Annotated in this window: 10 protein-coding genes; all 10 read right to left on the bottom strand. The window is 41.2% G+C overall.

Annotated features, from left to right (window positions below; translation table 11 throughout):
- On the bottom strand, nucleotides 1-973 hold a 973-nt coding region (locus AC1DPQ_RS02290), incomplete at its 3' end, for a glycoside hydrolase family 38 N-terminal domain-containing protein (protein ID WP_477607760.1).
- 429 nt (nucleotides 974-1,402) lie between these two features.
- Nucleotides 1,403-2,488, bottom strand: coding sequence for a DUF4998 domain-containing protein (locus AC1DPQ_RS02285; RefSeq protein ID WP_477607758.1), 1,086 nt, complete (start codon nucleotides 2,486-2,488; stop codon nucleotides 1,403-1,405).
- A gap of 30 nt (nucleotides 2,489-2,518) precedes the next feature.
- The gene (locus AC1DPQ_RS02280) at nucleotides 2,519-3,694 is read right to left on the bottom strand and encodes a DUF5000 domain-containing lipoprotein (RefSeq protein WP_477607756.1); all 1,176 of its coding nucleotides are present in this window, start codon (nucleotides 3,692-3,694) and stop codon (nucleotides 2,519-2,521) included.
- A gap of 45 nt (nucleotides 3,695-3,739) precedes the next feature.
- Nucleotides 3,740-5,707 (bottom strand): RagB/SusD family nutrient uptake outer membrane protein, encoded by a 1,968-nt coding sequence (locus AC1DPQ_RS02275; protein WP_477607754.1) that lies wholly within the window; start codon nucleotides 5,705-5,707, stop codon nucleotides 3,740-3,742.
- Between the two features lie 18 nt (nucleotides 5,708-5,725).
- Nucleotides 5,726-8,908, bottom strand: coding sequence for a SusC/RagA family TonB-linked outer membrane protein (locus tag AC1DPQ_RS02270; protein ID WP_477607752.1), 3,183 nt, complete (start codon nucleotides 8,906-8,908; stop codon nucleotides 5,726-5,728).
- 869 nt (nucleotides 8,909-9,777) lie between these two features.
- On the bottom strand, nucleotides 9,778-10,482 hold the full coding sequence (locus tag AC1DPQ_RS02265) for a carbohydrate-binding family 9-like protein (protein WP_477580320.1): 705 nt from the start codon (nucleotides 10,480-10,482) through the stop codon (nucleotides 9,778-9,780).
- Between the two features lie 11 nt (nucleotides 10,483-10,493).
- On the bottom strand, nucleotides 10,494-10,706 hold the full coding sequence (locus tag AC1DPQ_RS02260) for a hypothetical protein (protein ID WP_477580322.1): 213 nt from the start codon (nucleotides 10,704-10,706) through the stop codon (nucleotides 10,494-10,496).
- Nucleotides 10,707-10,918: 212 nt separating this feature from the next.
- Complete coding sequence (locus tag AC1DPQ_RS02255) at nucleotides 10,919-13,696, bottom strand: glycoside hydrolase family 38 N-terminal domain-containing protein (protein WP_477607750.1); 2,778 nt, start codon at nucleotides 13,694-13,696, stop codon at nucleotides 10,919-10,921.
- Between the two features lie 180 nt (nucleotides 13,697-13,876).
- A complete protein-coding gene (locus AC1DPQ_RS02250; protein ID WP_477580326.1) occupies nucleotides 13,877-16,636 on the bottom strand; it encodes a GH92 family glycosyl hydrolase in 2,760 nt (919 codons plus the stop codon).
- 20 nt (nucleotides 16,637-16,656) lie between these two features.
- On the bottom strand, nucleotides 16,657-17,042 hold a 386-nt coding region (locus AC1DPQ_RS02245; RefSeq protein ID WP_477607748.1), incomplete at its 5' end, for a hypothetical protein.

Raw genomic sequence — 17,042 nt, 5'->3', positions numbered from 1 at the left:
CATCCAGGTCGGTAAAATGCAAGCGGACGTCTTTCATTCCGGCTACCTGTTTTTTTACTTCTTCAATTTCTTTGGGCGWAGGTGGGCCGGTATTATCATGCGTCATAATTACGGCCAGGTAATTTTTCGAGGGCCAGTTCTCCGGGGGTGTTACRCCCGARCCATAGTGTGGGGTGTAATTACAAAGCACTTTCGATCCATCGGGACCTACCCACCAAAAAAGTTGCGGCAGGCGTACCGGCTGCACCGTGTAATTACATCCAATCTGCAGGAATTTTATACCTGCATGATGCAACAAGGTCGGAAGYAACCAGCTRTGGGCTGGCACATCGGTCATCTTTGCGGCAATAGGCAACTGATGYCCATAGTCACGGGCAATCTGAGAAGAGAAGATCAGGCTTCTTACGTAATCTTCCTGGTCCATTACGTCCGATTCTATGGTAGCAGGCAGGGCATGTACRCTTATTGTACCCTCCCGGAGTGCCTCTTCTACCTTTTTTCGCCGCTCAGGCGTTTGCAATGGCCCTAATATGGCACCCTTCATGGGCCAGCCGGCAATCGTCCATTTAAAACGTTCATTAACCGGTTTTTTCTTGTCGGCTTCTATTAAGCGGGTGGCATTGTCCATCATATCTTCACGGTATTTTTTAAAYACGGCACTTGCAGGCATGGTATAACCCAGATCGCAATGTGTTTTAAACACTACCCAGATATCGGTTACTACAGGCGCTTTTTTTCCGGGAAGCAAATTTGATACCGGTTGCGGAAGCGGTATAGGTGAGACGGTTTTGTTATAGTTTTGAGAAAATGCGGGTAAAGCCGCTGTTAAGAGCAAGGCAGCAACAGCGCATTTAATAACCAGCTTAGCCATGGCATTCTCATGCCCCAACTCCGCAGATTGCATATAATTACGAAAATGCGCTACCTGTTTTTCTATATAGGCAGTTGCAGCAGTCATCTTTTTTGTAGTCATAAATTTTCTTTAACGAATGTTTTATAATAATGGGTTTATTTCAATTTTAAACTGACCTTTCAATTCTTTTGTACCCTTTGTCCAAAAAATATTGAAAATGCTTATGAATGCAGACTACTGGTAGCCTAGTATTCACAAAGAGATTATCTTCAACAAACAAGGGACCTGATTGTAAACCGGTCATTATATATTTATTTTTTTACTGCCGATCATTTAGATACCTGTTAGGAGATAAAAATATATTCTAGATTATAAAGCATATAGGGTTCACTCCCTAGTAATGTGCACAAAAAACTGATTCACAATTTTAAAGCTAGAAATGTTGAATAAATGAGTAACACCCAGGCTTAATGCCCAGGTGTTTAAAATACTAATTATTAAATGTTTTAAAATTTATATCCCAAGGTTTCAAGCAAACCTCGACGAAAATTATTTAAGCTCAATAATCTCTTCAATAACCCGGGCGCCTGTTCCACCAATACCATACCTTATTTTAAGGATTTTGGTAGCCGGATCATAGGTGTTGTTACAAGCTGTAGAATTTACCCAAATAGGTGTAGCGGTGTCATAAGGTGCTGGCAAGCCCGAACTATACATCACAAACGGCCCATTTGGAGACCCTGTAGCTGCGGATATGGTTACCGTATTATCAGCGTTTATAACAATTAAGGCTTTGGTGCCGTCCGTTAAATCACCTACAGGGATAATTATACCGCCAGTTATGCCATTTGTACCATTTGGAACGTAAGTTTTATTAAGACCAATTACTTTCTTAGTGGAAGTAGAATAAAAGTAACCTGACATAGCAGCAGGGTAATAGCTCCCCTTAGTTAAATCTACCGGGCTTGGGGCCGCCGATACCACATCGTAAGCAGTAGCTTCTGGCGCATAGATAGAACGATAGGTAATTGCCGTTCCTAGTTTATAGTTGGACAATGTGGTTATTGATTGCGAGGGAGCAAGGCTGGTCGTATCCGCTCCTTTTAAATTAATATATTTCAATTCAATAAACTGCTCGGTTGATAAAGCAGGGCCCCAGGTAATTACAGCCTTATTTAAAGCACTAAAATTAAGTGTGGCTATCGATCTGTTAACCCTTGGTGCTGTGCTCAGATAATTGTCGCCAAACATCGTTCCAGATACATTAGTTACTATAGATTTGTTGCCTTTATTGTTATAGGTGTATACCTCGAAATTATTCTGGCCTTCGTTTAAATGATCGGTAATAAACACATTTACAATATCCCCATTACTTCTTACCACCGGGGTTTCCAAAGAATCGGCCCTACTGTTCCAATAGGTTTTTATTTTTGTTATGGCAGGGTCTGGGCCCAATGCCACCCGTAACAGCACCCGCTTATATCCCGCCTGGGCAAGCACTACGGTTGGCTTTCCAGGATAGCTAATTTCCCCATTCTTTGTAAATTCTTTAAACGCATCTTCTTTTGAACAAGATAGTATACATAACCCTGTTATAAGGAGAAAAGGATAAATCAAATATTTTATTTTTTCCATGACTTAATTCATTAATTAATTATAATTCTATTAATTCGGGTTACCCCACAAGGCCAGCTCATAAAAACAGCAATAGGTTCCGTTAGACCAATTGGCTAAGGTTCTAAACCTAATGTAGCGCACTTTTGGTGCATCTAAGGGTATCAAAACGGTTTCGCCTGCTTTGGCTGCATCACTGTCTGCCGTACTTAATTGCCCAATTGGTAAGCCCGAAGGCTTAATTTGCTCATAATCAACTAACTTAGTCCAACCATCATAACTTCCGTCTGGATTTGGCGCATTCGAACCCCATATCTCAATTTTTCTTGGCGCGTGTATTGCATAATACCCTCCTCCATCTGGTCTCATCCACCAGGCCAGGCGGCTTAATTTAGCGGTTACACCCATATCAAAAGTAAACTGTTGAGGCATTCTTGCCGCATCGTTGCTATGGTACCATCCGCCGGTCACACTCCCATCAAAAACACCATTTAGCGTTCCGCTGTAGGCTAAACCTGGATCTGAAGGCCAGGCCAATCCTTTCATTTTTGTTCGGTCTAACCTTTCTTCGTATATAGGGGTAAGGGTTGTTTTTAAGGTATCAGAAATATTGCCCCACCTGTCTCGCACGTAAATACCGAACTTTGTTTCCTCTGCTTTCAGGTCTCTTGTATAAAACACACCTTTCTTTAAGGTCGTATAATTGGTGTTAACGGGCGCATATTCGCCCAGTTTATTAGGGGCGATCACCACAATGGCCACATCAGCCTCGGTAGCGTTTTCAAAACTCACATCAATACCGCCAAAATTCGAGATTACACCCAGGCTATTACGGATTATTTTATAAGGTGGCATTAATGGATTAACGGTAATTGATGTCGGTTGAGATGTATTTCCGCCTTTGTCTATCGCATATAACTTTACTTCATACGGGTCGGTGTCTGCAAAGCCAACAACAGTTATCGTGTTGTTGTAGTAACTTACCTTGGTCTCTCTTTCAATACCTTGTTTGGTTTTATACACTGCTTTTACATACAGTACATCAGGGTCTGAAGGCAGAATGTACTTTATGGTGGCTGCCCCACTAAGGTTGGTTACGGTTAGTCCTGTTACCGGGCCGGGTGCAACCCCGTCATTTACCGAGGTGGCTATTTCTGATTCTTTACAGGCTTGTGTAGCAAGTACAACTAACATCCCCAGGCAGAATCTATTTATTAATCTTTTCATTTTACTTAAGTTTAATATGTTTAAATAATCCATGAATTATAAAAATTACCAGCCCAGATTTTGCACTAATTTTGGGTTCACCTGTAAATTATTTTCTCTTATTGGCCAAAAATAATCTCTTGGGCTAACAAAGGTTTGATTAAATAACAATACCCTGGTATTATATTCCTGAGCATTTTTATTAAGATCAGCCAAACTAGTGGTAGCGCCTCCTTCTACGCTAACATTCCAGCCATATACTGGTGCATTCAGCGCGCTACCCGCTTTCTTCCACCTTCTCAAATCCCAGAAACGACTGCCTTCAAATGCCAGTTCGATCGCACGTTCTTGCTGTATGATCTCTCTTAAGCCAGCTTGATTGGTATATTTACCTGGGTTTGTAGAGAAATTGGTCCATGAAGTTTCTACCGTTGGCAAACTTGCACGGTCTCTAATCTTGTTAAGATAGATTAATGGAGTTGCCAGATCGCCCGTTTCGTTTAAGGCCTCCGCATAGAGCAGGTAAAGATCCGCAAGCCTCATTATCGGCCATGGATAATTTTCTGTGGTGACCCCTCCGGTAGCACCAATTACCAAATTCATATTGATTAGCTTTTTGGTATAGTAACCGCTTATTGAATAGATTATATTTTGTTTCTTTCCTGAAATTGCATTTGTTTTGGCATAAATCGGTATCGGTGGTTTTTGATTACTTTGCATATACATTTTTGCACCATCAAACATCACGTCGGCATAAAAACGAGGCTCTCTGTTAAAATGTAATCCTACCGTTAGATAACCGTTCACCATCGCCGAATCCTGAGTGGTAACGGCCTTCAGCGTATAACGATTATCATAATCCCAGGTGCGGTCTTCGTTAATCGGCACACCATTTTTGGTATAAAACATTTCTGCCATTTTTAGTGTAGGCGCCAATTGCCCACTTAAACCATTATCGAACTGAGGGGCTACAAATAAGTTTGGACAGGCGTTCATTTGAATCTCACGGGTACTCCCCACAACATTACTAAATAACAATTCCTTGTTCCATTTTTCGCACACCGCATTCCTAATGCTCATTTCAATTCTTGTGGCTTTATCTGCTACTTGAAGACCGGTAGGTACAAATTGGTATAAAGCCACTCCCGAAGCTTCTGCAGCATCGATGGCCGCCTTACAGGCATTCGCAGCCCGCTGCCATTTTTTTGCATCATAAGTAGGGTTAAACAAGGCTTGCCCGTCCTTATTTCTTAAACCGCTGAAATCTGGATTTCCATTAAATAACGGACTGGCAGCTGTTACCAGCAACCGGGCTTTAATGGCCAGGGCAGCAGGTTTGGTAATCCTTCCCATTTCGGTAGCTGCTGCCTGAATCTTATCTGGCAATCCTACTCCTGCCCCTCCCGATGTGGCCTCATCCAATAAATTTGAAATGTAATTGACTACAGAATCCACCGGTTGGYGGCTTACTCTTACCTCCTCCACATTTGCGTCGATTGCTATATTTTTATCAACGATGGGAATTGGCCCATACATTCTAAGCAAGTACCAATGCAGATACGCTTTGAGAAACTTTACCTCAGCAATCCAGCGTTCTTTTTCATAAGGCGCTAAATCGATTGGCTTATCAACATTTTCTAAGAAAATATTACAGTTACGAATGCCTAACCATAGCGATTTTCCTCCACCAGATCCGTCCCAATAATTCATGGACGGGCTGATCTTACTTTGCAGGCCCTTTGAAATATTAAACGGTTCAAGCGTAGTGATCTGAGCGAAAGGAGCAGTAATCGGATTAATCCAAAACTCGTCACCTGTATTCATACCAGGATTAGTATTTATACTTGCTTCATTTGGCAAAGCACTGTAGCAGGTAAACAGAAATTTTTCTGCCTCACTCCGGTTTACAAAAGCATTATCCAGGGTAGGTAAATTGTCTGGCACAATGTCCAGAAAGCCTTTTTTACAGGATGGCATAACGAGCGTTAGTACCATGGCCGATAAAATAAAATATGTATTTTTAAATAGTTTCATATCTTCTTCTTAAAAAATTTAGAAATTAACGTTAATTCCAAAATTGTAAACCTTTTGAAGCGGATAACCTAATCCGTTACCTCCTTGTTCAGGATCCCACATTTTGAAACTGCTCTTAACAAATAGATTTGTACCATTGGCATAAATCCTCACAGAACCGATACCTAATCTCTCAATTGTTTTCCCTGAAAGATTATAACCCAGTTCTACCGATTTAACCCTTAAAAATGAGCCGTTTCGCATCCACCAGTTAGATTTTTGTGTATTGTTTGGGTTAACAGAAGAACTTAAACGTGGCCAGAATGCCTGCATATTTCTGTTGTCTTCAGACCAATAGCTATCAGCAATACTTTTTAAAAGCCCATTCTGAAGATTCGCAACGCCTCCTCCGTCAGGTGCGTGTATTGCAAACGGTGTAATTTTGACAGGGTCAATCCAAAATGAAGAGCGGGTAGAGCCTTGGAAGAATACACCGATATCGAATTTTTTATAACCACCGGCTAGCTGAAAACCATATATAATCTCAGGAGATGTCGGCAAACCTAAAGGAACTATATCTAGTCCGCTAATGACGCCATCACCGTTCACATCTCTATATTTGATATCACCACCCCTAACAGGCTCATTACCAAAAGATTGCAACGGAGAGTTTCTTACCTCTTCGTCATCAACAAATAACCTTTCAGCTATATATCCATAATTCTGTCCAAGTGAGTTACCAACTTTAGAGAGGTAGGTTAAAGCACCGTAATCAGGTTCTTCATTAACCAGCAATTTACTGGTGGCATAGGTAAAGGTTCCCCTCGCCTGAAGCGAAAATGCTCCAAAAGTCTTATTGTAATCCATTGAAACATCAATACCTTCTGATTCGGCCTCGCCTACGTTGGTCTGTACACCGGCAGCAAGCCCCATGGTTGTTGGAATGCTGCTCCTGGCCATTAAAATATTGCTTCGGTGTGACTTGTAAGCCTCAATAACAAAATTTAAGCTGTTAAACAAACTCAAATCCAGCCCTAAATTCAGGGTTCTTGATTCTTCCCAAGTAATATTATCATTTGGATACCTACTGATCGCAACACCAGGTCTGGAATATGCGCCATCAGTACCAAAGCTTACTGGAATACCACTATTTAAGTTCACATTAGCCAAATAGAAGAAACGATCTTCTGCCCTTCCAATCGCGTCGTTACCAACCATACCATAAGTAGCCCTAAGTTTTAGGTTAGAAATGGCAGCCCGTAGCGGCTCAAAAAACTTCTCATTAGATGCGACCCAGGCTACACCAACCGAAGGGAAAAAACCATATCGGTTTTTTTCAGCAAAACGTTCAGAGCCATTAGAGGCAAAGTTTGCTTCAAAAAGGTACCTGGTGTCATAACCATAGGTAACCTTACCCGCAAGACTTTGGTTCCTGGCAGGAAGAGCAGCCTGAAGGTCGTTGGCGTTAGCTGTTACATAGTTGCTCAGCGTGGTAATCAGGGATCCGCCTACCGAATGTTTTTCCTTAAAGGTCCTATTGTAGTTTACTACAGCCTCCATATAGGTTTTCGTGTTCGCGGTACGCGTACCCGGCACATAATTTAGGTATTCGGTAGGTCCATTTAGTTCATTTAACAAGCTGATGTTATAATTTTGTCCACTGGCATCTGTTGGCGTTGCGCCATAATAGTATGGATTAAACCTCCTGCTAAAATCGAAATAAGAATACCTTTGGGTATAGCCCATCACTCTGGCGGTAAGACCTGGAGTAATAAATTTAAAATCCTGCTTTACTTCCAATTGTACATTTAAAGTTGAAGTATTGTATTGCTGGAAACCCGAAACCATATTGGCATAGGGATTAAGATAGAAAGTATTCAGACTATTACCARTCAAGGCATTTCCGAACAATGGATGTTTCTCAAATGGCGATGCCGATGCTGGGTAAACAGCCGGAAACAATACCGGATTGGACGAGATGGCTTGACCAAAAATACCGCCTCCACCACCTATCGGCCCTTGATAATCGTCAAAAGTACCAGAAGTTCTTATCGTCCCATCAGTGGTTGGTGTTAATTTAACAGTCACGTTTGAACGTACCTGGGTGGTCTTTAATGAGATATTGTTACCGTATTCATTGAGTGCTTCGGTTTTTAACACCCCGTTATCGATATTATGCGTAGCGGCAATGTAATACTGGGCAGCCTTACCCCCTCCGGTCATATTAAAGTTAAAACGCTGATTCATCGTATAGTCCTTTATCAAAGCATCCATCCAATCGTTATTTGGATATAAGTACGGGTTCATGCCCGCAGCTGTACGATCTATCTTGGTTTTAGAATACGGTTCCGGACTGGATTTGAAGCCAGGCAGGGTTCGGGTTAATACCGCCTCGTTTGCTAACTTCATATAGGTAATGTTGTCTGCAAGTTTGAAATTCTGCGTATTACCGGAAATAGAATTTTCCGCCCTGAAAGAAAATTTTGTTTTGCCGTCAATACCGGATTTGGTCGAAATCAGGATCACCCCATTTGCGGCCCTGGAACCATATAATGCTGCAGCAGATGCATCTTTTAACACCGAAAAGCCTGCAATATCATCTGGCTGCATCCTTGCCAGGTCAGTAGGCGTAGACTCCATTCCATCGATCAGGATAAGCGGGTCAATCTTACCTGATCCAAAAGAGGCAACCCCGCGGATGAAGAACTGCGCATTATCGGCGCCCGGCTCTCCACTCCTCTGGTAGGCAATTACTCCCGGCAGTTTGCCCGCTAACATAGTGGTCAGGTTACTAGTGGGCCCTTTTAATTCTTTAGGGTTAATAGTGGTAACAGAACCCACAAGGGTCCCCTTCTTTTGTGTTCCGAAGGCCACAACAGCAACCTCATCCAGGGAGTTGTCATCTTCTTCCAGCTCTACATTAATGGTCTTGCGGCCTGCAATATTTATTTCTTTTTTCTTATACCCGACAAATGAAAAAACGAGGGTTCCTCCTCCACTGGTTAATTTAACAGTATATTTTCCTTCTTTATCGGTAACACTGCCATTAGTGCTTCCCTTTACCGTGACGCTTACTCCGGGCAATGGGCCACCTTTTACATCGGTTACCTGACCGGTGACCGAGTTGTTTGATTGAGCGACTGATTCAAAAGCCGTAGCCATTAACAGGAGCAGATAGCAGAGGTATTTCATGCTTCCCCATGTAAAAATTCTTCGATACATAATAGTTTTAGTTTGATATTCGGTTTGTTTGGTCAAATAGCAATCAGATAATCCTAACCAATTGTAATTTGTACATACATATATACATGAAATATTTTAAAAATCATCTTTTTTATTTTTTTTTCAAATAACAAAAGCACTATAAAATAGGTAATTACAACAAAAATGTCTGACGAAAAAGACAATAAATGTTCGTACATTATTTAACCCTAAAAGAATAAATCTAAAAAGCACATCACTAAATGCTTTTACCTAGAACAATTGAAGGAAACCTGTGAAAATTACAGAAGAAAAAAATAGAAAATTAAGTTCAGACAAGACTGGCTATAAACGGCAAAACCAGATTACCAATTTTTCAATTCCAAAAAAATACACAAAAACACAAAAGGTTTGAATAAATTAAATACCTGAGTTCGATTATTAAATCTCACTTTGTGACGTTTTAATCAAGTTTTCTGTTAAGGCGGTCGTCACCCTGAATTTATTTCAGGGTCTTTCACGCTAAAAAGATGCTGAAATAAATTCAGCAGGACGATAAAGCGGGATTAGACGTACATAAGATGTGATTTTCAGCAAATAATTATCGAACTCAGGTTAAATGGTATTTCGATGTACTCTAAAGCATTGTTACATCGTAAATAATCACTTTTTTTGTTGCTTTCTATCTGCAAAACCCAATCATTTCGCCTGTTTAAGTAATGTGAGTTCGGTTTAAGCAGAAGTTCTGCACTATTTGTTCCAAACTTAATGTTAAGCGTAGTTTTTCTAGGGAAGAATGCATAAGCTGACTTAAAGAGAAACCGCCAGCAGCATACTCATTGGCATACCAGCTGATAACACCCGATTTCCAGGGGGACTGGCCAGGTGCTTCAAACGATTCCTGATAGACGAGCTGATTTTCCTATCGGGTTTAGTACCTCCACATCTTCGAACCGGCTTTTTTTAAAATATTGGGGCAGATGAAAATTGGGATCAGCGTTATGAATTTCGCTCCAGGCCAGGTAATGAGGCTCTGGTAAATCATCACCGCACTTGAAAAAATTGAGATAGCAATCCATCCCTTCAAAATCTTCTATTACATGAAATTCAAATACTGTGGCCGGAATGGCTATGGTGAGTTCCCATTCAAATAACTGGTCGTTGTGGTTAAATTTCACCTCAGTCTGGGTACTGATTAGGGCCAGTAACTGTGGATCGAGAAAATGCCTACCTATTTTACTGGCACCATACTGTCCCAGCACGGTACCCGTGCAATTAAACTCCAGGTTATAGTAATCCGGAACGTCACCAAAACCGATAAAAAATTCTACACAACTATCTTTATACACGGGTTCGTTAATCTGGCTATAAAGGGCGGCTATATGTTTTTCTCTTACATAATACTTTAGAAAAATCCTGTCACGACTATGCCCGATAGCAAAACGTACCAAGGGAGGTTCTGCCACATCCCGCCAAAGCGAATACCGGATGGCCTCTTTAATAAGCGCATCCAAACTTTTGCCAATTAAAGAAAGTTCCTCAATCCCGGGTGTATAGGCTATTAAAGGGATGATTAGGTTATCTGTTATGCTCACCTTGCGTATAGTTATTTACCGAATTTCTGTCTTTCAGGTTGAACGCGCTGTCTGGCAGTTTGCACCTGGTTAATCTGCTTAAGCCTATTAAAGGCAAACCTGATTAACAATACCATCATGGCATAAAAGAATGCTAAGCTTGGTTCATTATCGAATGTGTTGTTCAGGAAAAGAAATGCCGATCCACCGATCCCGCACATCCAAAAAAGAATAAAATTTCTCATATCTACACTTGGTTTAAATTTGGTTTTACTGTAATTTTTAAATAGACTACTGTCATCAAATTTAAGTAGCGAACCAGGCTATTAAGGGGTAAAGATCAGTTTATATAGGGGGGAAGAATTGTCTAAACAGCAGCAATTATTGCTTGCACATTTTGAAATAGGGGCAGGGCAATAAATGACGATACTACTATTTTCTTCATTTGGCTGTTAAACTATTTCTCCTTTAATAAAAAACTAGCCGGCGCATAAGCACCTAAATTAAATGATAATTTATTATCCAGGATAGAAATTGGCTGTCCCTTGTTTTCTCCTCTCAGATTAACCGGTTGCGCAAGCGTATACTTAGCGTCTTTAGGCAGGGTAACTTCAAGTTTACCCGTTGTCCCCCCCTGCTCCCAAACACGTAAAATTGTGCCTTCCCCATCTGGATTAGCACCAAATGCGGAAACAGCCACGCCTTTGCGTGAAAGCGATATACCACTTTGTGTAACCGGTAACTTACCTGTTTTTAGCTTTGAAAGCCCCACCTGCAATGGCACTTGTTTCTCTACAGCAGGCGTATAAAGCGAACTTTCACTATTGAAATTGGTAAATGACCATAAACGTACACGGACACTCATTCGCTGTCCATTACCAATCCATGCTGGGAAATTTGTACGCCAATGGTTGTTATAAAGATTGATATAGGCATACGGTTTTTTTGCTTCATATCGTTTATCAAATTTATATTCACCAGGTTCGCCCAAACTTACCAAAGGTGCATCTGGCGAGCTAATGCCTACACCATTTCCAGTTGCACTATCATAAATAGCTACACCATTATTAACCCACCAAAGGTGATAATTCGCATTGTCTATCGTCATATCCTTAACCGGATCTACATCTGCACCTAAACGGCCCAGACGAAACTTAGGGTTATCTACTTTAAAAGGAAGACACATCCATGCGGTTTCTGGCCATGAATCAGGTTGTTTCTGCCAACTCAATTCCAAATCGGCTGTCGGGGTATATCCAGAAAGGATTAACGAGATAGAAACTTTTTGAGACTGACCAGGCCCGGATATAGTTCCCATTAGCACGGCTTTTACATCAATTGCCGATTGCTCTACCGTTAAAGTCATATCTGCTGGAAGTGCCGAACTATAAACCGCATCTTTTGGCATATCATACGCAACAAAAGTAAACCGGTGTGCCATATATTTTGGATACAGCGATTTGTCGATCCAATTAGACAACTCTTGATACCCAAATCTTTCGTAAAAATATTGACCAAAACCCTGAGGGGCATCGACATCAACGAGTTCTCTCCCTGATCTTTTGTCAATTAAACTGGTAATTCTACCTCTCTTTGCGTCGATAACCGCTTTAAAGAAAGGACTTTCGATAAGGCCCGATTTTAGGTCGGTCGACATTTTTGGACCCTCAACTTTTTCGTTGGAAACGATGTATGTACGGTAACCCATCGGCGGGATATCCTTTACCACTAAACGGGACATGGGGGCTCCATCTTCGATGGCCGGATATTCGTGGTTAACCAAAATAGCTGAGCCTCCATCAAGGGGTTTCAAGGAAACAAAATTATTCCCAAATATTAACCGCGTATCAACTTCGATTTCGCCATCACGTTTCCAGGGCAATGGGTTATAAACCACTAAACGATTTTCAGTAGTTTTAACATTGTCGGCCAGTGATTGCACGACATCACGATAAGGCTGAACTACTAATCGCTCAACATTGTCAATATAATTTGCTTTATCTTTCCACGAATCTTCCATCAATTTGAATTGAGGTGGCAAGCCCTGAGCCCATAAATCGTCCCATGCTTTTCCGTAAGGTGTTTTAATATAGTGCTGATTAGCTAAGCCCCATGTATGTTCGCTATACATTAAGCTCTGCTCATACGCTTCAGCAAGCTTATCTTTTTGACTTGGAATGTGGATACCCCAAATTCTTCCGAGTGTAGAAAGCTCATCCAGTGCTTGAATGGATGGCCTTACATTTTGGGCAAGTTTTGTAGCCTCAGGCATGCCCATTGTACCATGAATCCACACATCTCCCATATCACTACGCACAACAGGCAGTTTGCTTAAATCTTCTTTCAATATCGTTGTTGCAAAGTCATCCATTGTTCCAACTTTTGCATTTATTCCCTGCGCTTTAAAATAAGCCAGGTCTTTCGCAATCGTTTCTGGAGCTGGTGGTCCTTGATTGTCGCCGGTCATACTAATATACATCCATGTTTTATGAGGCCAGTTGGCAGGAGGGAGCATATCTGTTCCGTATCCATTATTATAGAGTGTCAGCAGTCGAGATTTATCAGGCCCTTCCCACCAAAAGAAAAGTGGTAGTCCATAATCGATATTTACAGCTGGTCCGCCCATATGATAAAATTTAACACCAGCATTGGTAAGCAACGTTGGAATAAACCAAGAATAGCCCGGTACATCGCTCATTTTAGCACTGATAGAAAGTGGACGCTTATACTTGCGTGCTAAATTTGAAGAGATAGAAAGCCCTCGAACCAAATCTTCTGGAGCCGAACTTTCTATATGCATTGAAAAAGGAAGTGCATGAACAGCTAGGTTACCATCAGCAATTGCTTTCTCAATTTTCGCCTTGCGATCTGGGGCTTGCCCATCCCAAAGAATTTGTTTCATTGGCCAGCCCGAAACCGTCCAAACAAACTGTTTATCTTTAGGTTGCATCCTATTTTTATCGATGGCATCAAGTACTTTATCGGCCATTGAAGTACGATAGTCATGTACAACCTGTTGCACGGTTTCGGAATAACCTATATCAAAATGTGTTTTATAAACAATGATAACGTTTTCGATTACTGGCTTTTTGAGGTTTATTTTTCCAATTTCAATTCTCTTTTTCTTTTCAGTATCCGGAAGCGTTGATTTCGGATCGTAATTCTGGGCTTTTGCACCAAGCACTCCTGCTAAAGAAAAAAAGAGTAGTGTAAGGGATTTCTTAAATCGTATCATCTGTATAATCTATTTTAACGGTAATGAAGCTATCATGCGTTGTAATGAAGTTCATCCATACAAACCGGCTACGCCATTGCACGTACTTTCTATCTGCTGATGTTGCAGGAATTTGTAGCAGCAAATTTGGACCGATTGCCTGATCAAGTCTTTCTGCTATTACCAATTATCTTTTATAAGTTATTTTTTCGCGCTCATTTTACCCCATGAAGCATTGGGTTTGGCTCCTAACCATAATTCTAGCACCCCTCCCTTGGCAAAATCAGCATGGGAAAAAGTAAAGGCATCGTGTTTTTTTCCGTTCAGGGAAGCTTTTTTTATGTAGTAATTCTCTTTTGAATTGTTATTCGTTTTAATAATGAATTCCTTTCCTGGATAGTAATTAGGATTGAGCTTAATGGTCACTTCATCAAATACCGGACTTGTAATATCATATACCGGATCAATTGAACAAGTTCCGTTAATATTAAATAAGCCGATGGCCATTAAGACACTAACTCCTCCCATTTGCCCCTGATCTTCGTCATGCCCGCCATATCCCTTATCAGGGGTAACGCCACCATAGGCCTGCTCACTTACTTTCCGTACCCAATACTGGCTCAAATCCGGGCGGCCTGCATAATTAAAGACATGTGCGTTCGAACAACCCGGTTGATTGGCATAACTTACATATCCTGCCCCGTATCCAAATACGAAATCCTGACTTTGTGCTTTTTCGAATGCAAAGTTCAACTTTTTACATAACGTATCCACTCCTCCCATCAACTTTGCCAATTGATCAATTCCATGAGAAACAGACCACGTTGCCTGCCAGGCATTGGCCTCAACCCAACCTTTTCCGCTTAAAGGGTCTCGATGTGTCCACTCTCCTTCTTTATTTTTCGGAAAGATCAGTTTTTGCGCAGGGTCGAAAAGTTTTGTCCAGCCCTGAGAACGGTTGAAGAAATAATTATAATCTTTCTCATTCCCCATTTTTTTTGCCATCTGTGCCAAAGCCCAATCCTGAAAAGTTATTTCAAGCGTAATTCCGGCATTTGATGGGTAATATCCGTTCTTGATGTAAAAATCCATTTCTTTATCACCCCCCATCATTCCTCCTATTTCGTGATTTTGTTTCATCATTTGATAAGCCGTTAAAGGACTTTTCTTTGTTAAAATACCTTTCTGATAGGCAGAGGTGATCAGGTTTGTTGCCGGACACCCTGTCATAATATAGGAATAGCCTCCTGCATTCGGCCCCCGTGGAAGTAACCTACCGTTTTCGGCATATTGCACCAAACATGCAGAAAAGTCATCGGCTACTTCTGGCCAGGCTAATCCCCACAATACATTCAAATTCCATTGCGTTAACCAAAATGCATCAGAATTGTACATATGAAACTTCACTTTACCATCCTTATCTTTTGGCAATGCCCGTACTTTAAAATTCAAATTCACCGTAGCATTTCCTACTCGTTGCCCCTCTGTATTATCAGGATAATCACCTGATACATCATCCAGCTTATGACGGCCGAGCAAGGCATGCCACAGGTCTGTGTATAATTTTGTTTTTTGATTAGCACTACCGCCTTTTACAGCAATCCGCCCTAACATTTCGTTCCACTCCTTTTGAGAATTTTCACGAAGTTTATCAAAACTCCAATGGTTGCTTTCTGATGTTAAATTCTTCCGTGCATTTTCAATACTTGTATAAGAAACCGCAACTTTTAACTGAATAGATTCTCCGGCTTTTACATTATACTGAGCGGATACTCCAGTAGTAGCTGCATCAAAATAGCTCATTCCACTATTTCGAGCTGTTTTTTCCGGACTACCTTTCAATGTTCTTATATCTGATAATTCATGCTTTCCATCCCAGCTGTTTAGCTTTGCAAACGGTTTTTCGAAGTCTATTGCAAAATAAATCCGAACGTTTTCTGGTCCTCCCCACAACCTTCCAGTTGTATTAACCGAGCCTTCGATACGAGTATTGCTTATTTTTTCTACCCGTGCATCAGTCATTGTCGTTTCGCCCAAATAGCCACCCAAGTTCACTAAAATATTGGTTAGCTCATCTTTTGTATACGTATAACGATAAAAACTTACCCTGTCGCCCGCCGTTTGCTCTACCCACATATCGTAATCATCGAGATATAGACGATGATAACCTGGCTGAACGATTTCACTTTCATGAGAAAACTTTGATTTCCAGCCTTGCTCTCCTTTATTGGGGGCAATTGTACCTGTTGTTGGCATCAGCGTAATCCCAGAAAGCATCCAGCAATGAATTTGAGGAAATCCCAGTATTTCTGTTGAATTGTAATTATACCCGCCACCAAATTGATTTTTATTGCGGGTTAATGGTGCCGCACTGATCATCCCAAAGGGCTGGCTTCCCGTTACAAAGTAAAAATAACGTCCTCTAGTGGTCTCAATATAGGGATCAACCCAAGAAACTGGATCGGCACACTGTACTTTGGAAGGAAAAACCTCAATCTCCGACAAGCCTAAATGAGCTCCATCGCCATCTGTTGTTTCAAAACGTACCCAACTGATTGTTCGCTCGGTAAAATCAATTACCTTCGGTGCACCATTATTCGCTAATGCAAAAACAGGTATCCTGGTTCCGTCACTAAAAATTAAAATACCCCCACCAGTATGCGCAGCCAGTGTTGCCCGATCATACAGAATAATTTTGTTGATGACCTGTGGTCTTTCCCAATCCAATTGTATCCAGGGATAATCAATACCTCCCCAAAATACCACCTCGCTTTTTGATGCCCATTCACCAACACCGTCGGTCCTAATAATTCCATCAATAACATTAGTTGCCCTGTTCTTTGTATCAAGTTCAGAGGAAGCAGTCACTTTTGCCTTGCTCGCAATACTCCCTGGCCCTGCATACATTGATAGCGCACAAAGCATCAGTAAACAAAATGTGCCAATCTGTATTTTTTTCATAACGGTATTTTCTTGAGTCATTACATCAAAATAAAACTCACCGGTGCATATGCATTCAGTGAAAAAGTCAATTTATTGTTAGAAATAGTAAATTGTTTCCCTGTTACCTCACCTCGAAGGTTAACTGTGATTGCTTTAGTATAAACTGTTCCTTTAGGTAATGTAACCGTGACATTTCCTGAAACACCTCCTTGCTCCCACAAACGCAGCAGGGTTGACTTTGAATTGGTTTTATCTGATGCAAAAACAGGATTATCAGGACTATCATGGCGAAAGGCAGTAACCTGTATCCCCTTTCTTGAAATAGAAACCCCGGCTTGTTCAATAGGAAGATTACCTGCCTTACCTTCGGCTTCAGCGATCAATAAAGGAGTACGGGCCTCGAGAGAGGGTGTAACCTGTAACC

Source organism: Pedobacter sp. 01T416_2 (assembly GCF_056398925.1).
The sequence above is the reverse complement of the archived record's forward strand: the minus strand, read 5'-3'. Positions and strand labels throughout refer to the sequence as shown.

Bases quoted from the DNA above. Each gene is read 5' to 3' on its own strand.
- AC1DPQ_RS02285 (WP_477607758.1), bottom strand. From the start codon at position 2,488: ATGGAAAAAATAAAATATTTGATTTATCCTTTTCTCCTTATAACAGGG.
- AC1DPQ_RS02280 (WP_477607756.1), bottom strand. From the start codon at position 3,694: ATGAAAAGATTAATAAATAGATTCTGCCTGGGGATGTTAGTTGTACTT.
- AC1DPQ_RS02260 (WP_477580322.1), bottom strand. From the start codon at position 10,706: ATGAGAAATTTTATTCTTTTTTGGATGTGCGGGATCGGTGGATCGGCA.
- AC1DPQ_RS02255 (WP_477607750.1), bottom strand. From the start codon at position 13,696: ATGATACGATTTAAGAAATCCCTTACACTACTCTTTTTTTCTTTAGCA.
- AC1DPQ_RS02250 (WP_477580326.1), bottom strand. From the start codon at position 16,636: ATGAAAAAAATACAGATTGGCACATTTTGTTTACTGATGCTTTGTGCG.